Below are 20,986 nucleotides of genomic sequence, written 5' to 3'. Positions count from 1 at the left end.
TCGAGCCACTCTCGTGAACTCTCCGGGCGCTTCGTTCTTTCGTGTTTCCAGCTTAGCAGATGTTTTCCGCTCCGTTTTCCGGAGTTTCGCTTCCCTGCCTTGCTTTCCTTCGGCCTTTCGGCACTCCCAGACTCTATCAGAGTCTTTCGTGCGTCCCGGCCTTCAGGAGGCTTTCGCCGGCCCGACCTGACGGTCCGTCCGACGGCTCAAACTCTAGCCGAGCCCCGCTCCGAAAAGCGAATCCGGCCCCACCTTCGAATTCCGGGCACAGCAATTCGCACCGGACCGTGACAAGGCACGGGCCAGGGCTGTTGCTGAAGTGGTGTTTCGGAGGATTGGCCACCCCGGGAACGTCCGTGCGGATCGCGCGTCCGTTTCTCCCTGTCAGGCAGCTCGAAGAACACTAGACCTCTCCGGGGGGAGAGTCAAGGGGGGTCTGGGCGGCCGGCAGCTGAAAGGTGAGCACCGCGACGTCGTCGTCGTGCTCGGCGGTGACGCCCATCGCCCGGAGGAGGCGGGCGCAGACCACGTCGGGGGTGCCGACCGGGCCGCCGAGGGTGCGGGCCAGCAGGTCGAGGCCCTGGTCGATGTCCTCGTCCCGCCGCTCCACCAGGCCGTCCGTGTAGAGGACGCCGGTGGTGCCGGGCAGCAGCCGCAGGGTGTGGGAGAGGTGCAGCCCGCCGCCGGTGCCGAGCGGCGGGCCGTTCTGCTCCTCACTGCGCAGGACGGTGCCGTCCGGGCAGCGCAGCATGATCGGGAGGTGGCCGGCCGAGGCGTAGGTGAGGCTGCTCGGCTGCGGGTCCCAGACGGCGTAGGTGCAGGTGGCGATCTGGTTGGCGTCGATCTCCATGGCCAGGCCGTCGAGCAGGCACATCACCTCGTGCGGGGGCAGGTCCAGCCGGGCGTAGGCGCGGACGGCGGTGCGCAGCTGGCCCATCACCGCCGCGGCGCGCAGGCCGCGGCCCATGACGTCGCCGATGACCAGGGCGGTCCGGCCGCCCTCGATGCCGATGACGTCGTACCAGTCGCCGCCGACGGCGGCCTCGGCGCCGCCGGGCTGGTAGGTGGCGGCGACCCGGAGTCCGGCGGGCTGTTCGAGCTTCTGCGGCAGCAGGCTCCGCTGCAGGGTCACGGCGGCCTCGCGCTGGCGGCGCTCGGCCTCGCGGAGCCGGGTGGCGGCCAGGACCTGGTCGGTGACCTCGGCGGCGAAGACCAGGACGCCGGTGGGTGCGGCGTCGCGCTCGGCGGTGGACCGGCCGTCGCCGAGCGGGACGCAGGAGACGTTGTAGTAGCGGTTTCCCCCGGGGCCGTGGATGCGGCGGGCCTTGACGCTGCGGTCCCGCCCGCTGCGGATGACCTGGTCCATCAGGGGCATGACGCCCATGGCGGTGAGTTCGGGGAGGGCGTCGGCGGCGGGCAGGCCGACCGGGCGCTCGCCGAAGAGCTCCTGGTAGGCACGGTTGGCGTAGCCGAGCTGGTGGCGCGGGCCGTGGGTGACGGCGACCGGGGCGGGGAGGCGGTCCAGCACCTCGCGCAGGTCGTAGAGCTCGTGGACGTCCCGCAGGTCGAGCGGTCCGCCGGCGGCGAGCGGGTCGCGCGGGCCGGGGACGCTGCGGGGCTCGGCGGTGTCGGGGGCCGGTCCGGCGGGCGGGGTCGGCTTCAGGGTGGCGACGGTGCCGCGGCCGGCGGCCCCGGGCGCGCTGGAGGGTCCGGTCGAGGTCACGGCGGTGGGCCCCGCGGCGGAGCCGGGCGGGGGCACGGCACGTCTAGGGGCTCCGGTGAGCCGGGCGCTCCAGCGCATGAGGTTCAAACGACGGCCGCTTCCTCGGGTTTTCCAGGCATATCATCACTTTTTGTGTGCGTACTGGCACGCGGGGTAATGACTTCGGTCGGGCCGATCCTGTCAGGCGCGGGGCCCATTCCGGAAGTCGCATCGTCCTCTCAGCCACGCCCGGCCGGACCCCCCTCCACAAAACCCGCCTCGAATTCCGACCTGGGGTGCTCGACCGTCCCGAGCGAGACGACCTCCCGGCTGAACACTCCGGCCAGCATCCAGTCGATCAGCACCCGCACCCGGCGGTCCGCGCTCGGCAGCCGGCGCAGCTGGCGGACCCGGTGCAGCAGCCAGGCCCGGCGGCCGGTCAGGCGGCCGCGCCGGGTCTGTGCGACACCCCGGCCGATCCCCAGCGAGGTCGAGCAGCCCGCGAGGTCCGGCCGGTACTCGCGCTGGTCCGCCGAAGCGAGCGAGGCGAGGACGTTGTCGGCCAGCAGCTGGGCCTGGGCGAAGGCGTGCTGGGCGTTCGGGGCGCAGGGCTCGCCGGCCGCGTACGGGTCGGGAACGGCCGCGCAGTCGCCGGCCGCCCAGACGCCGGGCAGCGGGAGGCCGTCCCGCCCGAGCACCTGGAGGGTGGGCAGGCAGCGGACCCGGCCCTCGGCGTCCAGCGGCAGGTCGGTGGCGCGCAGCAGCGGCGCGGGCCGGACCCCGGCCGTCCAGACCAGGGTGCGGGCGGCGAACCGGCTGCCGTCCGAGAGCAGCATCAGGCCGCCGGTGGCGGACTCCAGGGTGGTGCCGAGCCGGACGTCGACGCTGCGGTCGCGCAGCTGGGCCAGGGTGTGGGTGGCGAGTTCGGCGCCGCTGCCGTGCGAGCCGGCCTCGGCGAGGATCCGGTCGGTGGCTTCGACCAGTACCCAGCGCAGGTCCTCCTGGGCGACGTTGTGGTAGCTCCGGACGGCGTACCTGGCCATGTCCTCCAGCTCGGCCAGTGCGCCGACCCCGGCGTAGCCGGCGCCGACGAAGACGAAGGTGAGGGCGGCCTGGCGCAGGGCCGGGTCGCGGGTGGAGGAGGCGAGGTCCAGCTGTTCGAGGACGTGGTTGCGCAGGGCGACCGCCTCGCCCACGGTGGAGAAGCCGAGGCCGTGCTCGGCCAGGCCCGGCACGGGGGCGGTGCGGGAGACCGAGCCGGGGGCCACCACCAGGACGTCGTACGCGAGTTCGACGGGCGCGGCCGGGTCGCCGTGCTGGGCGGGGTCGGCCCAGGCCCGGCGGGTGGCGTGGTCGATCCGGGTGATCCGGGCGGTGAGCACGCGGCAGTCGGGCAGCACCCGGCGCAACGGCACCACGACGTGCCGGGGGTCGATCGAGCCGGCGGCGACCTCCGCGAGCAGCGGGTGGTAGGTCAGATAGGGCTGCGGTTCGACCACGGTGATCCGGGCCTCGTCGCGCCGGAGCCGGTCTCTGAGGCCGCGCTGGAGACGCAGTGCGGCGGACATGCCGGCGCAGCCGCCGCCGACGACCAGAACCCTGAGGGGCGCTTCCCCTGCCGATGTGACCTGCTTCACGCCTCCATGACGCACTGCCGGGGGCCCTCTTGTCCACAGTCCGTGCCGGATCCGCTGATGCGGATGTGGCGGGAGCGGGCCGGAAGTGCGGGAGTGGCGGGGTTCGGTGCACTTTCGGCCCCGAACTTCCGTGAACTATGGTCGGATTGTGTGTCGGAGCAGGCTCCGTCCGGAATCTCCGGGCGCGACGTACCGTGGAGCGGCCATCATGGCCACTTCAACCGCCGGCGGGGGACCCGACTGCCGGCGGACGATCCGGGGAAGGTAGTCCCGGACGGTATCCGCGGACAGGACGCAGACGCACGATCCGGTCCCACCCGCCGTGGTCGGCGGCCGGGGCCGGGCGCACCGGGGGGTGCGGTGACGGGTGAGGACAGGTGCCCGGGATCGGGTGCCTGCGGGGGAGAGTTGGGATGATGGAGCAGGATCGACTGACGGGCCGGGCGGGCACGCCCTACCCGGGCCAGGGCGCGGTGCCGGAACAGCGCGGCGCCGCCGACCGGCCGCTGTCGCACGAGGCCGGGTACGCGGGCGTGGCGTACCGGGCGGCCGGCCAGGAGACGGCGTGGCCGGCCGGGTCGCGCCCGGAGGCCTCCGGGCCGGACGGACCGCGCGGACCGGCCGGCGGCGAGGTGGCCGCCGGGGTCCCGTCCGGCGCGGGCCGGACGCCCGAAGGCGGCGGCGAGGGACGCGGGACCCGCCCGGGCGGCACCCGGCTGCGGGTGGACGCCCGGCGGAACCTGGAGAGCGTGCTGCGGGCGGCCCGCGAGGTGTTCGGCGAGTTCGGCTACGACGCCCCGATGGAGGAGGTTGCACGCCGGGCGGGGGTCGGCGTCGGCACCGTCTACCGGCGCTTCCCCAGCAAGGAGGTGCTGGTCCAGCGGATCGCCTCCGAGGAGGTCGCCTGGCTGACCGCGCAGGCCCGGGAGTCGCTCTACAGCGGCGCCGGCCCGTGGGAGTCGCTGGCCGAGTACCTGGCGCGGGCGGTGGGCACCGGCGCGGGCCGGCTGCTGCCGCCGGAGGCCTTCCGGTACGCGGAGGAGCTCGGCCGGGTGCCGGGCCAGCGCGGCAGCGAGCCCTGGCCCGGCCGGCCGAGGGGCGGCGACCAGTACCAGCTGATGTCCGGCACCGCGCCGGGCGTGCCCGACGCCGACCCCCGGCTGCTGCTCCAGCTGCTCGCCGCGCTGGTGGCGCGCGCGGGTGCGGCCGGCGAGCTGCGGCCGGGTGTCACGGTCTCCGACGTGGTGCTGGTGCTGACCGCGTCGGTTCCGGTGCGTACCGGCCGCGGCGCCGCGCAGCAGGCGGACGGCCGCTCGGCCGAGGACGGCGGCGTCGGGGGCTGGGCTGCGGAAGGCCGGACGACGGAGGGCCGGACGACCGAGGGTCAACCCCACTACGGCCCGGCCGCCCGGCTGCTGGAGCTGCTGCTGGACGGGCTGCGCGCGCGCTGACCCGGCCGGTCCGGCGCTTTTCCCTGCCGTGGACGGGAGTTGCCGGTGGGAGGGCCGCCCGCGGGCGGCCCGTCGCGGCGGACCGGCCGGGCCGGGTGCGTTCCTGACGTCCGCTCGGAAGAGTGGGTCCGGGGCGGCCCGGCTACCGCAGTTCTCCGCGCTATGCCATCCTTTGGCCGTGGTTGGAGCCAATGTCCCGATGCGCGCCGTTCGCGCGCCGTCGGCGCCGGGTGGACGGGTGCCGAGCGCCCCCGCTCCCCGGGATGCCCAGTCACGGTCCGGGGGCCGTCATGCAATCCGGGGGCCGCTGTGAGCGCCGAGGAACAGAACGACTTCAGCTACGGCCTGGACTTCGGCCGCTCCGGCGGGCCCGGGGGCCCGGCGGACGGCCCGGCCGCCGGGGCCGAACGGTCGCCGGAGCAGTTGCCCGGCTCGGACGCCGCGCCCGCCTCGGGCGGCCGGCCGCCCGGGCCCGGCGCCGGCCACGGACCGGTCCAACTGCCCGCCCAGGTACCCGATCAGGCCGGCGCCCCGCGCCGTGAGTCGCTGGCCGGACCGCCCGCCGCGCTGGGCCGGGTGCCCGGGCAGGCCGGCGCCGGCCAGGGCAGCGTCAGCCCGGCCGCCTTCGTCACCGAGGAGGCCCCGGCCCGGACGGGCCGGCCCACCGTGCCCGCCCCGGCCGACCCGGTGGACGGTGAGCGGCCGCCCTCCGACGCCGAGTTGACCGCACTCGTGCGGGCCGGCGACGACGGTGCGTACGAGGAGATCTACCGCCGGCACGCCGAGTCGGTCCGTCGCTACGCGCGGACCTGCTGCCGGGACAGCTTCACCGCCGAGGACCTCGCGGGCGAGGTCTTCGCCCGGACCCTCCAGGCGCTGCGGGCGGGCAAGGGGCCGGAGTTCGCCGTCCGCGCGTACCTGCTGACGGCTGTGCGCAACGTCGCGGCCGCCTGGGGCCGGACCGAGCGGCGCGAGCAACTGGTCGACGACTTCACCACCTTCGCGCGGTCCACGGCGGCCGGCCAGGACCTGGACCTGGCCGACCCCGGCGCGGACGCCTGGGCGATGGCGCTGGCCGACCGGCGGATGGTGATGCAGGCCTTCGTGGAACTGCCCGAGGACGACCGGGTGGTGCTCTGGCACACCGAGGTCGAACGGGAGTCGCCGAAGACCGTGGCGGTGATGCTCGGCAAGACCGCCAACGCCACCGCCGTGCAGGCGCACCGGGCCCGGGACCGGCTCGCCGCCGCGTTCCTGCAGGCCCACGTCTCCGGCAGCCAGGCGCAGGGGTGCGAGGCGTACGCGAACCGGCTCGGCGCGTACGCCCGCGGTTCGCTGCGCAAGCGGGCCTCGGCGGAGGTCGGCCGGCACCTCAAGGAGTGCGACCGCTGCACGGCGGCCTACCTGGAGCTCTCCGAGATCAACCACGGCCTGCGGGCGCTGCTGCCCGGCGGCGTGCTGGTCTGGGTCGGCGTGGGCGGGTTCGGCGCGGCCGCGGCCGCCGCGGGCGCCGGGGCGGTGGCCGGCGGCGCCGCGGTGGGCACCGCCGCCGTCGCGGCGGGCGGCGGCACCACGACCGGCGCGGCGGCCGGTGGCGGCGCGGCAACCGGCGGCGCAGCAGCAGGTGGTGGCGCGGGCGGCACCGCCGGCGGTGGCGTGGTGGCCCCGGGCCTGGGCCTGGCGGCCAAGGCCGGGATCGCCGCCACGGTCGCGGCGCTGGCCGCCGCCGTCGCCGCGTACGCGCTGACCGGCGCACCCGACCCGGTGGCGCCCCCGGCGGCGGCCGCCGCGCCGGTCTCCTCCCCCGCCGTCGTCCCGCCGCCGGTGCCGGCCCCGCCCGCGCCGAGCCCGGCGCCGCAGCCGGCCGCCGAGCCGGAACCCGAACCGGCCCCCGCGCCGAGCCCCTCCCCCACGCCGAAGCCCGCGCCGGTCCGCACCCCGGCGCCCTCACGCACCCCCGCGCCCCCGCCCCCGCCGTCACCCACCCCGGTCGCGGTGACGCCGCCGCCCGCCCCGCCGGCTCCGGAGCCGGCGCCCGCCCCGCCCTCGCCGGAACCGCTGCCGTCCCCGGTGGTCACCCCGCCGACCCCGCCGGCGCCGGCCCGCGACTTCTGGGCGGACGCCCTCCCGTTCTACAACCCCGGTGGCAACCGGGTGCCGCCCGCCGGGCCGAGCCTGCGGCGCGGCGGCGGCTGGGTCTGGCAGCGGGACGCCGTGCGGATCGGGGACAAGCGCTACCGGCACGGCCTCTCGGTGCCCGCGCCGAGCGGCACGACGGTGGACCTGAACCGCTCCTGCCGGTCCTTCGACGCGGTGGCCGGCCTGGACGACCTCACCCTGCCGGGTGCCCGCGCGGTCTTCTCCGTGCTCGGCGAGGACGGCACGGCGCTGTGGACGTCCCCGCAGCTGCGCGCCGGGGACCCGCCGGTGCCGGTGCACGTCCCGCTGGCGGGGCTCGGCTCCGTCCGGCTGACGGTCACCCCGCTGCGCGGCCCCTGGGCGGGCACCGTGGTCGGGGACTGGGCGCAGGCCCGCTTCAGCTGCGACTGAGGGCCGGCCGGCGCGGGTGTCGCGCCGGCCGGCCCCCGGGTGCGGCGGTCAGACCGCGCAGGCGCCGTCCGCGCAGGAGTCGGCGTCGGGCGCCGCCTGGACCAGGGCGGAGGTCTCGGCCGCCACCTGCTCCAGGACCTTGCGGAAGGTCTCGGCCTCCTGGCCGCCCTGGACGGCCCACTTGCCCTCGAAGACGAAGGTCGGCACGGCGCTGATGCCGAGCTCCCGGGCCTCGGCGAGCTGGGCCCGGACCTCCTCGACGCCCTCCTCGCCGGCCAGGTAGCCGGCCACCCGCTCGCCGTCGAGGCCGGCGGCCACCGCGATCTCGGTGAGCCGGGCCCGGTCGCCGATGTCCGCGCCGTCGCTGAAGTGGGCCTTCAGCAGGCCCTCCTTGAGCGCGCCCTGGACCTCGGCGCCGTACTCGGCCAGGGCGAGGTGCAGCAGCCGGTGCCCCAGGAAGGTGTTGGTGTGCAGGGCGGTGTCGAAGTCGTAGGTGATGCCCTCCGCCCGGCCCAGTTCGGTCACCCGGGCGTCCATCGCGACCGACTGCGGCCCGTAGCGCTCGGCCAGCCAGGCCCGGTGCGGGGTCGCCGCCTCGGGCGCGTCCGGGACGAGCTGGTACGGCCGGTAGACCACCTCGACGCCGGCCCGGCCCTCGAAGCCGGCCAGGGCCTGCTCGAAGCGGCGCTTCCCGATGTAGCACCACGGGCAGGCGATGTCGGAGTAAATCTCGACCTTCATGACGACGGGCTCCTGGGTTCGGGGACGGTTCGACAGGTGAACGGTCAACCATCCCCGGGGCATTCCCCCGCCGGGCCGGTGGCGACGAGCGTCACGCCCCGCCCGGCGGTCCGGGCGGGGCGCCCGCCCCGGAACGGGAACCGGCTGGTCAGCGCGCCGGCGGCGGCGGGACGACCAGCACCGGGCAGGCCGCGTGGTGCACCGCCGCCGTGCTCACCGAGCCCAGCAGCAGCCGGTTGAACCCGCCGTTGCCCCGGGTGCCGACCACCAGCGTGTGCTGGCTGACGGCGGCCGCCAGCAGCACCTCGATCACGTTGCCCAGCACCACGTGCAGCGTCAGCTCCCCCTCGTACGGGCGGGAGCGGGCCCGCTGCACCGAGGCCACCGAGCGCCGCAGGCCGTCCGCCATGCTCTCGACCAGCTGCTCGACGCTCTCCCGCACCAGCTCCGCCATCCCCGGCGGGTAGCCGACCGGGGAGGGGTTGACCACGGCCAGCACGTGCAGCGGCAGCCGGAACAGCTCGGCCTCGGTCATCGCCCGCTCCAGCGCCCACAGCGAGCCGTCCGAGCCGTCGCAGGCGGCCAGCACTCCGGACGGGCCGGCGGCGGGCGGTCCGCCGGTCACCGTCAGGACGGGCGTGGGCTGGTCCGGGCTGGTCACCTTGGCTCCAAGAACGGCTGCGAGAACGGCTGGGGGCACCTCCCGCCATGATCCCGCCCCACCGGGCGGGATCAGGCGAAGCGCGCCGCCGGGAGCGCGGCGCGTTCGGCGAGCGGCAGGCCCGTCCAGCAGGAGCCGTGCCGGCGGGCCCGGACCCGGCGCAGCCAGAGTTCGGTGGAGACCAGCTCGGCGATCCCGGCCAGCGTCTCGGGCGTCGGCGCGGCGCCCGGGCCGGCCGCCAGGCGCAGGCTCTGCCGGACGGCCGCCAGGTCGATCAGCCCGGCCTCGGCGAGCAGCGGCCGGTCGAACAGCTCCGCCATCCCGTCCGCCGCCAGCCGCAGGCCGGTCCGGGCCGGGCCGCCGGTGTCGGGACGCACGCCCCGTCCCCAGTCCGCGGGCAGGTCGGTGCGGCCGGCGCCGGCCAGCACCGCGTGCAGCAGGGTGTGCCGGGCGCCGGGCTGCAGCCGGACCTCGTCGGGCAGCAGCCGGGCCGCCCGCACCACCTGGTTGTCCAGGAAGGGCGCGTGCAGCCGCTGGCCGGGCTGCTCGGCGGCCTGCAGCAGGGTCCGGTACGCGGCGGCGTGCCGGTACAGGGCCTGGCGGGCCCGCCGGGCGCCGGGGTGCTCGGCGGGGGCGGGCCCGCGGGCGGCCAGCCGCAGCCGCAGCGCGACGGCGGAGAGCGCCTCGTCGGAGAGCCAGCGGGCGGCCGGGCCGGGGACGCACCAGGACAGTCCGCCCGCCGTCCCCGCGCCGGCCGTGGTCGCGGCTCCCCCGCCGCGCCGCGCGATGAGCCGCACGGCGGCGTCGTCCAGCGCGTCGGCGTACCGGATCCGGGACAGCCGGTGGGCGGCCCGCAGCACCGTCACGGGTGTGCGGACGGCGCCGGCCAGCACCCCCGCCACCGCGCGGTCCGCCCCGGCCAGCGCGGCGACCGGGGGCAGCAGTTCGCGCGGGCGGCCGGCCCGGATCAGGTCGGCCAGCCGGGCCGGATGGCCGTCCAGGACCTGCCGGGCGCCGTAGCCGGTGAGGTGGTCCGTCCCGCCGGCCGCGAACCTGGCCTCGTCACGGGCCGCGGAGACCAGGCCGGGGCCGGGCTCGTCGGTCAGCCGGCCGGCCAACGGGTCGGCACCCGCCCCGGCGAACGGGAAGGTGCGCGGGGTCACCGCCAGCACGGTGTGCCGCAGCCTCGGGGTGCCGGGCAGCAGGACGGCGCTCCCGCCCGGGACGGCGGGGCCGTCCGGCTCGCCGAAGGTGACGGCCGCCAGCGGCTCCGGCTCGGACGGGCCGTCCCCCGGCGGGCGCGCCCAGGAGCCCTTGGTCGCCCCCGACCTGGCCCGCTCGCCGGCCTCGGACCGCGGGCCGGGCACCGGCCGGCCCGCCGCACCGGCCCGGGCCGGAGCCGACGGGACGGCCTGCGGGCCCGCACCGGCCACCGACGGCGCGGGCCCGGGCGGCACGGCGGCGGCGAGCAGCGCGACGGTGGCCGAGGCGGTCCCGTACGAGAGGTCGGCGCCGAGCCTCGGGCGCTCCGGCACCGGCCCGGCACCGGCCGACGGGGCCGGCGGCGAGCCCGGGGCGGACGGGCGCACCCGGGAGCGCACGGCCTCCAGCAGGGCGCGGGTGAGTTCACGGACCGCCGGTGCCTCCCCCCGCGACGGCGGGCCGCCCGCGGGCTCGTCGTACGACGCGGTGTACGGACGGCCGCCGCGGACGGCCAGCACGTACCCGGGCGGCACCCGCTGGACGCCGAGGTAGGGGGTGCCGGTGCCGAGCGCCTCGGGGGACTCCGGACAGGCCAGCCGGGCGGCCAGGTGCCCGGCGTCGACCGGGGCGCCGACCAGGTCGGCGAGCGGCAGTGCCGCGGTGGCGTAGGCGGTGCCACCGCACCAGGGCGTGTGGAAGACCGGGAGGGCGCCGGCCAGGTCGGCCAGCAGCAGGGTGCTGCGGGTGCCGGTGCGCAGCACCACGGTGTAGCTGCCGGGCCAGGTGCTGAGGTGGCGGACGGCGCCGCCGCGCGCGGCGGCCAGGCCGGCGGCGAGTTCCGCGTCGGAGGCCCCGCAGTGGCCGAGGACGGCGAGCCGGGTGGTGGCGGGGGTGTCCGCGACCGGGTCGGGCGGCGGGGCGCCGGTGCTGACCACGGCCGGGGCGCCCGGGCGGAGGGTGACCAGCCGGATCTCCTCGGGCCGCCAGTCGCCCACCGCCCAGAGGGGGTTGGCGCCCGTCCAGAGGGTGCGGGCGGCGATCGGGCGGACCGCGCCCAGGGCCTCGTTGCCCGGCGCGCCCGCCCCGGGCGCAGTCCCGCTCCAGCCCGTCAGCCACCGCATCGCGCCTCCACCGGACGAGGAACCCATCGCGGCGGCGCGCCCGTCGGTCCGTCCGGACCGGGTCCGTGCCTCGGCTGCGCCGGGCCCGGACCGCCGAGGACCGGCCACCGCGCGGGCGCACGGCCCGACGCGCGGTGGCCGGCCCGGCGCACCGTCAGGAGCCATCGTGCCACCGGTCGTCCGCTCGGGGACCGGTGTTGCGGCTGTCAATTCGCGTGGCGCACGGGCGGGGACGTTCACCCCGGGGCCACCGGGCGGGCCGGGACCGGCCGTTCGACCACGGCCGGTCGGCCGGCGGGCGCTCCCCGGGGGCGGTCCGCCCGCGCGGGCGGACCGGCGGCCGCGCGGCCGGGCCTTCCCCTCCACGGCCCGGACCGCCGGTCGCGACGCCCTGTCATGGCCATCGCGAGATGGCCGAAAGGCGTCGCAAGGCCCGGGAGGGCATCCGCATGCCCTCCCGGACTGATCCGCCGCCCGCGGGGATGAAGGCGACGGCTCCCCCGACCCGCCGGGTCCTCGGCGGCGGGTCGACCCACGGCACCAGCGAATCGCCGACCTGGCCATCGGGCCAGGGGGCACGGCCGGGCGCACATCGGCACACGACCGGAGCACAACGCTCCGGCGCGCACACAAACGGAGGCGCGGGCCCCGCCGGGCCGCCGCGCACCCGTCGCGACGGGTGCGCGTTCCCGCCATCCGGAATGCTTGCCCTTAACCCTCGGAACGCGTCCGACTACTCTAGGTGCAGCAGGATCGGCCCGGCGCAGCACCGGGCACCGCGCACAAACGTCGCAGGGGGTGCCGCCGCCACCATGACCGTCAGCCCACGTGGACCGAACGAACGGCTCGGCACGCTCCTGACCCTCGCCCAGATCAGCAACGCCGGCCTGGCCCGTCGGGTCAACGACCTCGGCGCGCAACGGGGGTTGACGCTTCGCTACGACAAGACCTCGGTGGCCCGCTGGGTCAGCAAGGGCATGGTGCCGCAGGGCCCGGTGCCGCACCTGATCGCGACCGCCATCGGCGGCAAGCTCGGCCGGCCCGTCCCGCTGGAGGAGATCGGCCTCGGCGACACCGACCCCACCCCCGAACTCGGCCTGGCCTTCCCGCGCGAGGTGTCGGAGGCGGTCCGGTCGGCGACCGATCTGTGGCGGGTCGACCTGGACCTGCGGCGCGGTCCCGGCGGCGGCCGCTGGAGCGACAGCCTGGCGGGCACCTTCTCGGTCTCGGCGTACGCGACGCCGGTCTCGCGCTGGCTGATCACCCCCGCGGACGGCTCGGTGGCCCGCGAGGCGCCGCCCAGCACCGCCGACCTCGCCTCCTACCGGGTCGGCCACTCGGACGCGCTGAAGCTCCGCGAGGCGGCCCAGGAGGCCCGCCGCTGGGACTCCAAGTACGGCGGCGGGGACTGGCGTTCGTCGATGGTGCCGGAGTGCCTGCGGGTCGAGGCCGCGCCGCTGCTGCTGGCCTCGTACAGCGACGCGGTGGGCCGGGCGCTGTTCGGCGCGACGGCCGAACTGACCAGGCTGGCCGGATGGATGGCCTTCGACACCGGCCAGCACGAGGCGGCCCAGCGGTACTACATCCAGGCGCTGCGCCTGGCCCGGGCGGCGGCCGACGTGCCGCTCGGCGGGTACGTGCTGGCCTCGATGAGCCTCCAGGCGGGCTACCGGGGCTTCGCCGAGGAGGCGGTGGACCTCGCGCAGGCGGCGTTGGAGCGCAACCGGGGGCTGGCCACGGCCCGGACGATGAGCTTCTTCCACCTGGTGGAGGCACGCGCCCAGGCGAAGGCCCGCAATGCGGCGGCGTGTGCGACGGCGCTCGGCGCGGCGGAGAGCGCGTTGGAACGGGCGCGCGCCGGGGACTGCGATCCGGCGTGGATCGACTTCTACGCCTACGACCGGCTGGCCGCGGACGCCGCCGAGTGCTTCCGCGACCTGGGCGTGCCGGCCAAGGTCCGCCAGTTCACCCGGGAGGCGCTGGCCAGGCCCACCGAGGGGTTCGTCCGCTCGCACGGGCTGCGGCTGGTGGTCTCCGCGATGGCCGAGGCCGAGGCGGGCGACCTGGAGGCGGCGGTGGCGGCCGGCGAGCGCGCGGTCGACGTGGCCGGCCGGATCTCCTCCCAGCGCAGCCGCGAGTACGTGGTCGAGATGCTGGGCCGGCTGGAGCCCTTCAAGGGCGAGCGGCGGGTGCGGGAACTGACCGAGCGGGCGCGGGCGATGCTGGTGGCCCCGGCCTGAGGACGAAGGCCCGGGCCGGTCCCGGGTCCCCGGCCGGTCACGGGCCACCGGGTCCCCCGGCCGGTCACGGACACGGGCGGGGAATGCGGGGAAACCGTCGCCGGGTCGTGGGCGAACAGGTGCCGGAAGGCCGTCGCGGGCGAATTCCGCCACGGCCGGGGACGCGGTAATTCGGATGCGGGTGCGAACGGCGGCTGGCTATCGTCTCCCCTGTCCGGGTGCGTAGGCGGAGGTTACTTCCACTCGTAATGGGCAGGTCGCGGGTTCGAGTCCCGTCACCGGCTTCAGGTCGGTGTAGCTCAGTCGGTAGAGCAGCTTGTCACCTCAGCCGCTTCTGATCTCCGGACACACATCTGAAGAGCAGTTCCGCACCTCCCGGTGCACCGGCAGTGGTTACTTCTTGGTAGTGCGCCCTCGGGCGCTGCGGTTCGAGCCCGCGACACCACCGCCACCTCGATCTCGGGAGGCACAGCGCCGGGGTGCCCGGTGCGCGGGCAGCGGTTACTTCGTGGAGCACCCCCGGCGGGGTGCGTCGAAGCGGATGTCTCACCGACCGCCGCCACTTCGATCTCGGGCACCCCCGCTTCGCCATGCCTCCCCCCGTCTTCGCCAGTCAGCAGGGGGCTCCACCATGTCGCGCTTCAACGTCCGCCGGGCCCGGCCCGCACCCGTGTCGCCGGTGACCACCACCGGCCGGCCGGCCGTCAACCACGAGGGCGGCACCGGGTTCCTCCGGGACGAGAAGTCCGAGCTCTTCCTGCTGGCGGTGGCCAACCTGGTGGGGGTCGACACCTTCTACGAGAAGGGCGGCGAGCGCGACGACCGCTACACCGCGCTGGTCCGCCGGCTCGCCGTCGCCGACCCGGAGTGGACCCTGGGCCTGCTCCGCTGGCTGCGGTACGGCGCCCGGCTGCGCACCGCCGCGCTGGTCGGCGCCGCCGAGTTCACCCGGGCCCGGCTGGACGCCGGGGCCCCCGGCTTCTCCCGCCAGGTGGTCGACGCGGTGCTGCAGCGCGCGGACGAGCCCGGCGAGCTGCTCGCGTACTGGACCTCGAAGTACGGCCGGGCCCTGCCGAAGCCGCTGAAGCGCGGCGTCGCCGACGCCGTGCGCCGGCTCTACGACGGCCGGGCGCTGCTGAAGTACGACACCGCCTCGAAGGGGTTCCGCTTCGGCGACGTGCTGGAGCTGACCCACCCCTCGCCGGACCCGGCCAAGCCGTGGCAGGGCGCCCTGTTCACGTACGCGCTGGACCGCCGCCACCACCCCGAGGACGCCGTGCCGCCGGCCGCCGACCGGCTGCTGACCGCCAACCGCGAGCTGCTGGCACTGCCGGTCGCCGAGCGCCGGGCCGCCGTGAGGGCCCAGGGCGGTGCCGAGCGGCTCGCCGCCGCGGGCGTGACCTGGGAGGCGCTGGCCGGCTGGCTGCAGGGCCCGCCGGACGCGGCCGTCTGGGAGGCGGTCGTCCCGTCGATGGGCCCGATGGCACTGGTCCGGAACCTGCGCAACTTCGACCGGGCGGGCGTCTCGGACGAGGTCGCGGCCACGGTGGCCGCGCGGATCCGCGACAAGGGCGAGGTGGCCCGCTCGAAGCAGTTCCCGTTCCGCTACTGGGCGGCGTACAAGCACGCGCCGTCCCTGCGCTGGGCCGAGGCGCTGGAGAAGGCGCTCGCGCTGTCGCTGGCCAACGTCCCGGCGCTGCCGGGCCGGACGCTGATCCTGGTCGACCGCTCGCCGTCGATGTTCCCGGGCTACGGCTATTCCACGCCCAACAGGTCGGACATCCCGCTGGCCGAGCAGGCCGCCGTCTTCGGGGCGGCGCTGGCCCTGCGGGCCGAGGCGCCGACGCTGGTGCAGTTCGGCATGCGCAGCGAGGTGCTGCCCGTCCCCCGGGGCGGCAGCGTGCTGCGGCTGATCGAGAGGTTCGGGGAGATCGAGGGCACCGACATCCCGTCCGCCGTGAAGCGGCACTTCGCGGGGCACGACCGGGTGGTCGTGGTGACCGACGAGCAGACCCGGGCGGGCTGGCTGCCGTCCAACTGCCACGGGCACTGGGGCGGCATGCCCGAGACCCGGATCGACGACCTGGTCCCGGCCGACGTCCCGGTCTACATGTGGAACATGGCCGGCTACCGGGCCGGTGCCACCACCTCCGGCAGCGCGAACCGGCACACCTTCGGCGGCCTGACCGACGCGGCCTTCGGGCTGATCCCGCTGCTGGAGGCCGGCGTGGACGCCGGCTGGCCGTGGGAGGCGCAGCGGCGCGGCTAGGCCGGGTCGGGCACGGCCTGGGCACCCTCGCCGTCGCGCCGGCCGCGCCGCCCCCAACCCGCGCCGCCCCCGACCCGTGCCGTCCCCGACCCGCGCCCGCCCTCGACCCGCGCCGCCCACCGTGGCAGCATCGGCGGCGGGCGGTGCCGGGCGACGAAGGAGCGGCGGTGCGGTACGACTTCGACGTGCTGGTGGTGGGCGGCGGCATCGTCGGCCTCTCCACCGCGTACGCGCTCACCCTGGCCCGGCCGGGGCTGCGGCTCGGCGTGCTGGAGAAGGAGGACGGCTTCGCCGCCCACCAGAGCGGCCGCAACAGCGGGGTGATCCACAGCGGGGTCTACTACCGGCCCGGCTCGCTCAAGGCCGGGTACGCGGTCGGGGGCGCCGCCGAGACGGTGGAGTTCTGCCGCGAGCAGGGTGTCCCGTACGAGGTGACCGGCAAGCTGATCGTCGCCACCGACCGGGCCGAACTGCCCCGGCTGCACGCCCTGGCCGCCCGCGGGCGGGAGAACGGCATCCCGGTCACCGAGCTGGGTCCGGCGCAGATCGCCGACCACGAGCCGGAGGTGGCCGGGACGGCCGCGCTGCACGTGGCCACCACCGGCGTCTGCGACTTCCCCGCGGTCGCCCGCGGCTACGCCCGGCTGGCCGGGGAGGCCGGGGCGGCCCTGCTGACCGGCACCGAGCTGCGGGCGGTGGCCCGCCGGACGGACGGGGTGACCGTGCAGACCTCCGCCGGGGAGCTGCGCTGCGCCGTCCTGGTGAACTGCGCGGGCCTGCACAGCGACCGGGTGGCCCGGCTGGCCGGGGACGACCCGGGGGTACGGATCGTGCCGTTCCGCGGCGAGTACTACGAGCTGGCCCCGGAGCGCCGGTCCCTGGTACGGGGCCTGGTCTACCCGGTGCCCGACCCGGCCTTCCCCTTCCTCGGCGTGCACCTCACCCGGGGTGTCCACGGCGAGGTGCACGTCGGCCCGAACGCGGTGCCGGCCCTGGCCCGCGAGGGCTACGACTGGCGCACCGTCCGCCCCCGCGAGCTGGCCGGGACGCTGGCCTTCCCCGGCGCCTGGCGGATCGCCCGCCGGCACTGGCGCCAGGAGGCCGGCGAGCTGCGCCGCTCGCTGTCCAAGCGGGCCTTCACCGCCGCCGTCCGCCGGCTGCTGCCCGCCGTGGCCGAGGCCGACCTGGTGCCGGCCGCCGCCGGGGTCCGGGCGCAGGCGGTGGCCAGGGACGGCTCGCTGCTGGACGACTTCGCGTTCGCCGGCTTCGACCCGGACGACCCGCGCTCCACCCGCCGCCTGGTGCACGTGCTGAACGCCCCCTCGCCGGCCGCGACCGCCTCGCTGCCGATCGGCCGGGAGGTGGCCCGGCGGACCCTGGCGGCCCTGGCGGCGGGCGGCTGAGCCCCGGCCGGGCGGGGCCGCGGACGCCGGCCCGACGGGAGCTGCGTCACACCCCGCCCGGGCCCGGCCCGGGCCCCCGCGGCGCCCCTTAGACTTGGCCGATTGTGACTGCCACCGCTCCCATCCCCCAGCCCTCCCCCTCCGTCCGGCTCTCCGCCGCACCGGCGGGGTACCCCGCGCCGATGTACCCGCACCGGGCCACCGAGGCCCAGCACAGCGAGCGGCGGATCCGCAGCTTCCAACCGCGCCGGGGCCGGATGACCAACGCCCAGGCCGGTGCGCTGGACCGGGGCTGGGAGCAGTACGGGATCGCGATCGACGGCAGCCCGCTGTCGCTGCCCGAGCTCTTCGGCGGCCTGCCGGTGACCCTGGAGATCGGCTTCGGCATGGGCGAGACGACGGCCGCGATGGCCGCCGCCGACCCGGGGACGGGCATCCTCGCCGCCGATGTGCACACCCCGGGGCACGGCAACCTGCTGCAGCTGCTGGAGCGGGCCGGCTCGACCAACGTGCGGCCGGCCGCCGGCGACGCGGTGATCCTGCTGCGCGACATGCTCCCCGACGCCTCGCTGGCCGGGCTGCGGGTCTACTTCGCCGACCCGTGGCCGAAGCCGAAGCACCACAAGCGCAGGCTGGTCCAGCCGTCCTTCCTGGACCTCGTGCTGCCCCGGCTCGCCCCCGGCGCGCTGGTGCACTGCGCGACCGACTGGGAGCCGTACGCCGAGCAGATGCTGGCGGTGCTCTCCGCCTCCCCCGAGCTGGAGAACCTGCACCCGGAGGGTGACGGCACGGGCTGGCTGGAGCCGTCCGAGCACCCGGCCGGCAGCGTGCCCGGCTACGCGCCGCGGCCCGACTGGCGGCCGGTGACGAAGTTCGAGCGGGCCGGCATCGCCAAGGGGCACGTGGTGCACGACCTGCTGTTCCGCCGCCGCTGAACGAACCCGGCCACCTGGTCACCATGGGTGATCGTTCAGGTGCCTATTGTGCCGAGGTCTCCCGCGGGGCCCGAATCGTCCCCTACCCTTTGCCGCGTGAGCAGCCCGTTCAGCGGGCGGTCCGCCCGCCCGGCGGCCGCCGCCGCTGAGGCCCCGGACGCACCCACGCGCACCGCCGGCACCCGGACGATCCCGGGGCCCAGGATCCGCGGGGCCCGCCGCTCGCTGCCGCCGGCCGGACGGGCCCTCGCGGGGACGCCCGCCCCGTCCTCCCCGCCCGCCCGCGCGGCGGCCCCGGGGAGCCCCGGGGCGGGCGGCCCCGCGAGCCCCGGCCCCGGCCCCCTCGGGGACGCCGGACCGGATGTCCGCACGGGCGCCGGCGCGGCCGGGCGCGGGCGCCGGCACCCGGTGCTGCGCCACCCGGCGCTGACCTCCGTCACCGCCGGGGCGGTCCTGGCCCTGGCCGGCTGCGCGGTGCTGATCCTGCACCTGGTGCGGCGCCAGACCGGCACCACCGGGCTGTTCGTCGGCCTCGGACTGGCCCTGCTGCCGCTGCCGTTCGTCCTGGGCGCGCTGGCCTGGCTCAACCAGACCGCGCGGGTGCCGCTGCGGCACCTGCTGTTCTGCCTGGCCTGGGGCTCCAGTGCGGCCACCACGGTGGCGATCCTGGCCAACGGCTGGGCCAGTGACTTCCTGATCGCCCACCAGGGCCTGCGCGGCGAGACGCTGGGCGCCGACTTCGCCACCCCGCTGATCGAGGAGAGCGCCAAGGGCGCCGCCCTGCTGCTGCTCCTGCTGCCCGTCCGCCGCCGGCTGCGCTGCCACGCCGGACGCGGCTGCGCGGTGCTGCTGCGCCGGGGCGCGGCGGCCCGCCCGCGGCTGCGCGTCAACCTGCCGCCGCGCGCCTACGCCCGCCTACGCAGCGTGGCGCACGCCCGCCCGCACCTGCGACTGCGGCCCTACCTGCGGCCGCTGCCGTACCTGCGCCCCTACCCGCGGACCCGGACCCACCCGCGTGCCCGCTCCCGCCCGCGCACGCTGGCCGCCGGGATGGTCCTCGGCGGCGTCACCGCCTGCGGCTTCGCGTTCACCGAGAACGCGCTGTACCTGGGCCGGGCCTTCACCGACGACCAGCAGCAGCGCCTGGACAGCATCGGCCTGGGCGAGACCCCCAGCCTGCGGGACTTCGACGGCACCGTGCAGACCTTCGTGCTGCGCGGCCTGCTGTCGCCCTTCGCGCACCCGCTGTTCACCGCGCTGACCGGACTGGGCCTGGCGATCTCGCTGACCACCGGGCGCCGCTGGCCGGCCCGACTGGCGGCGCCGGGCGGGCTGCTGCTGGCGATGGCCCTGCACGGCACCTGGAACGCCGCCGCGGGCCTGGGCACCCACGGCTTCCTGCTGGTGTACGGGACGCTGATGGTGCCGTGCTTCGCCGCCCTGGTCTCGTTCGCGGTGTGGGCCCGGGCCCGGACGGCGCGGCACGCCACCCGGCGGACGGCGCCCGCCCGGGCCGACGACCGGGCCGGCGCTCCACCGGCCGCCGCCCGGCCCGCCGTTCCCGAGCCCGCCGTTCCCCGGCCCGTTCCCCGGCCGGGCGGCGGGCCCGCGAGCACGCCCGCCGCCCGGCCCCGCGGCACCCGCCCGGCCACGGCGCCGGCGGCCTCCCCGCCGGCCCGCTGACCCCCGCGCGGTAAACCGATTTCCCATTCGGGCCACATCCACGTACTGTGGTGTTTACCGACGCGGGGTGGAGCAGCTCGGTAGCTCGCTGGGCTCATAACCCAGAGGTCGCAGGTTCAAATCCTGTCCCCGCTACTCAGTAGCACAGAAGGCCCGGCAGATCATCTGCCGGGCCTTCTGCCGTACCCGGGCACGGCGGCGGCCCGGGGCGTGCGCACCGGCATTCGATTTCCCGCGACGGCACCCCCCGGCGGGCGCGTCCCCGCAGGTCGGACGGCACCTCCGGCCACCCGGCCGCCGTGGGGCGGCACGGCGGGGCGGAACGGTCCGGTCACGGAATTCCCGGTCCTGGCACGAACAGGTAACGCGCTCGGAAAACCACCGGCGAACGCCGTCGGCCTTCTCCACAATGATCTCCGGGCGACACCGCCGGCCCGGACGGGGCCGGCCACCACTTCAGGGGGAAGTTCCATGCCAGGAAAGCACTTCGTGTACGCATCGATCGCCTGTCTCCTGCTGTCCGCGGGCGCCACCGCCTGCGGCGGCGACAAGAGCGGGGACAACAGCGGGGCCGGGGCGGGGGCGGCCGCCCCGCCCGCCAAGGCGGAGTCGATCGCCGTCGACAAGCTCAGCGCCGAGGAGATCGTCAAGCAGGCCCAGACCGCGATGGGCGGGCTCACCTCGGTCAAGGTCGACGGCACCCTGACGGTGGACGGCGGCAAGCTGACCTTCGACCTCGCCGCCAGCAAGGCCGGCGACTGCAGCGGCAGCGTCGGCACCGGCAGCGAGGGCAAGGTCGACCTGGTCCGGATCGGCGGCCAGACCTGGATCAAGCCCGACGCGGTGTTCTGGAACACGGTGGCCGCCAAGGAGGGCAACGCCAAGAGCGGCGCCGTGCTGGCCGAGCTCTTCAAGGGCCGCTACATCACCAACGGGCAGGACGACCCGAGCCTGAAGGAGATGGCGGAGGTCTGCGACCTCATCGGGGCCATCAGCAAGGACGACGGCACCACCGGCGACAAGTACACCAAGGGCGCGGCCGCCGACATCAACGGTGCCAAGGCCTTCGGCATCACCGCCACCGACTCCGACGGCGAGAACAGCACCCTGTACGTCGCCACCCAGGGCAAGCCGTACCTGCTGCGGATGGAGCAGACCGCGGGCGCGGAGCCGGGCCGGCTGACCTTCAGCGACTTCGACAAGCCGCTCGACCTGAAGGCCCCGCCGGCCGACAACGTGATCGACTTCTCGGCGGTCAAGCAGAAGCTCCGGACCGCCTGACCGGCCCCGGGAAAACCGCCTCGTAAATCCGTTGCCCCCACTCGGGTCGCGTGCCTATCGTGGCGGCACACTGAAAGGAGGTGATCCTGGTTGAGTACCGTCAGGATGT

At 76.7% G+C, this 20,986-nt stretch carries 13 protein-coding genes and 1 tRNA gene; 9 read left to right on the top strand and 5 right to left on the bottom strand.

All coding sequences use genetic code 11. The features are described from left to right. Positions 1–403 precede the first annotated feature (403 nt). Positions 404–1,723, bottom strand: a complete 1,320-nt coding sequence (locus tag IE329_RS17425; RefSeq protein WP_308438380.1) for a PP2C family protein-serine/threonine phosphatase — start codon at positions 1,721–1,723, stop codon at positions 404–406. A 218-nt stretch (positions 1,724–1,941) separates the two neighbouring features. After that, positions 1,942–3,270: an NAD(P)/FAD-dependent oxidoreductase gene (locus IE329_RS17420; protein ID WP_229927519.1), complete on the bottom strand. Its 1,329-nt coding sequence runs from the start codon at positions 3,268–3,270 to the stop codon at positions 1,942–1,944. 482 nt (positions 3,271–3,752) lie between these two features. Between IE329_RS17420 and IE329_RS17415 the strand changes: the two genes are divergently transcribed. Beyond that, positions 3,753–4,790, top strand: coding sequence for a helix-turn-helix domain-containing protein (locus IE329_RS17415; protein ID WP_308438378.1), 1,038 nt, complete (start codon positions 3,753–3,755; stop codon positions 4,788–4,790). Between the two features lie 309 nt (positions 4,791–5,099). Then, positions 5,100–7,340: a sigma-70 family RNA polymerase sigma factor gene (locus IE329_RS41535; protein ID WP_268257288.1), complete on the top strand. Its 2,241-nt coding sequence runs from the start codon at positions 5,100–5,102 to the stop codon at positions 7,338–7,340. Between the two features lie 48 nt (positions 7,341–7,388). On the opposite strand, the gene IE329_RS17405 is transcribed toward IE329_RS41535, so the two are convergent. From IE329_RS17405 to IE329_RS17395, 3 genes are all read right to left on the bottom strand, one after another. Next, positions 7,389–8,081: a DsbA family oxidoreductase gene (locus IE329_RS17405; protein WP_190211798.1), complete on the bottom strand. Its 693-nt coding sequence runs from the start codon at positions 8,079–8,081 to the stop codon at positions 7,389–7,391. A 148-nt stretch (positions 8,082–8,229) separates the two neighbouring features. Then, positions 8,230–8,742, bottom strand: coding sequence for a universal stress protein (locus IE329_RS17400; protein ID WP_190211797.1), 513 nt, complete (start codon positions 8,740–8,742; stop codon positions 8,230–8,232). Between the two features lie 71 nt (positions 8,743–8,813). Then, on the bottom strand, positions 8,814–11,066 hold the full coding sequence (locus IE329_RS17395) for an asparagine synthase-related protein (protein WP_190211796.1): 2,253 nt from the start codon (positions 11,064–11,066) through the stop codon (positions 8,814–8,816). Positions 11,067–11,878: 812 nt separating this feature from the next. Here IE329_RS17395 and IE329_RS17390 point away from each other — a divergent pair. The 7 genes from IE329_RS17390 (at position 11,879) to IE329_RS17360 (ending at position 20,877) form a co-directional block, all read left to right on the top strand. Next, positions 11,879–13,306 (top strand): MFS transporter, encoded by a 1,428-nt coding sequence (locus IE329_RS17390; RefSeq protein WP_190211795.1) that lies wholly within the window; start codon positions 11,879–11,881, stop codon positions 13,304–13,306. Between the two features lie 631 nt (positions 13,307–13,937). Beyond that, positions 13,938–15,575: a TROVE domain-containing protein gene (locus tag IE329_RS17385; RefSeq protein WP_190211794.1), complete on the top strand. Its 1,638-nt coding sequence runs from the start codon at positions 13,938–13,940 to the stop codon at positions 15,573–15,575. A 167-nt stretch (positions 15,576–15,742) separates the two neighbouring features. Then, entirely contained in the window at positions 15,743–16,978 is a 1,236-nt protein-coding gene (lhgO, locus tag IE329_RS17380; protein WP_190211793.1) for an L-2-hydroxyglutarate oxidase, read from the top strand. A gap of 104 nt (positions 16,979–17,082) precedes the next feature. Next, positions 17,083–17,913 (top strand): tRNA (guanosine(46)-N7)-methyltransferase TrmB, encoded by an 831-nt coding sequence (gene trmB, locus IE329_RS17375; protein WP_073925632.1) that lies wholly within the window; start codon positions 17,083–17,085, stop codon positions 17,911–17,913. A gap of 96 nt (positions 17,914–18,009) precedes the next feature. Further along, positions 18,010–19,596 (top strand): PrsW family intramembrane metalloprotease, encoded by a 1,587-nt coding sequence (locus IE329_RS17370; protein WP_190211792.1) that lies wholly within the window; start codon positions 18,010–18,012, stop codon positions 19,594–19,596. A gap of 61 nt (positions 19,597–19,657) precedes the next feature. Next, positions 19,658–19,731, top strand: a tRNA-Met gene (locus IE329_RS17365). A 354-nt stretch (positions 19,732–20,085) separates the two neighbouring features. After that, positions 20,086–20,877: a LolA-like protein gene (locus IE329_RS17360; protein WP_190211791.1), complete on the top strand. Its 792-nt coding sequence runs from the start codon at positions 20,086–20,088 to the stop codon at positions 20,875–20,877. Positions 20,878–20,986: the final 109 nt, after the last annotated feature.

The sequence above is a fragment of the Kitasatospora indigofera genome (genome assembly GCF_014655955.1).
GTDB classification, from domain to species: Bacteria; Actinomycetota; Actinomycetes; order Streptomycetales; family Streptomycetaceae; genus Kitasatospora; species Kitasatospora indigofera.
Note: the sequence above shows the minus strand (reverse complement) of the source record. Positions and strands in the feature narration are given on the sequence as shown.

What these genes read in the sequence shown, in the direction of transcription:
- IE329_RS17420 (WP_229927519.1), bottom strand. Translation starts at nt 3,270, where the DNA reads ATGTCCGCCGCACTGCGTCTCCAGCGCGGCCTCAGAGACCGGCTCCGG.
- IE329_RS17415 (WP_308438378.1), top strand. Translation starts at nt 3,753, where the DNA reads ATGATGGAGCAGGATCGACTGACGGGCCGGGCGGGCACGCCCTACCCG.
- IE329_RS17405 (WP_190211798.1), bottom strand. Translation starts at nt 8,081, where the DNA reads ATGAAGGTCGAGATTTACTCCGACATCGCCTGCCCGTGGTGCTACATC.
- IE329_RS17395 (WP_190211796.1), bottom strand. Translation starts at nt 11,066, where the DNA reads ATGCGGTGGCTGACGGGCTGGAGCGGGACTGCGCCCGGGGCGGGCGCG.
- IE329_RS17390 (WP_190211795.1), top strand. Translation starts at nt 11,879, where the DNA reads ATGACCGTCAGCCCACGTGGACCGAACGAACGGCTCGGCACGCTCCTG.
- IE329_RS17385 (WP_190211794.1), top strand. Translation starts at nt 13,938, where the DNA reads ATGTCGCGCTTCAACGTCCGCCGGGCCCGGCCCGCACCCGTGTCGCCG.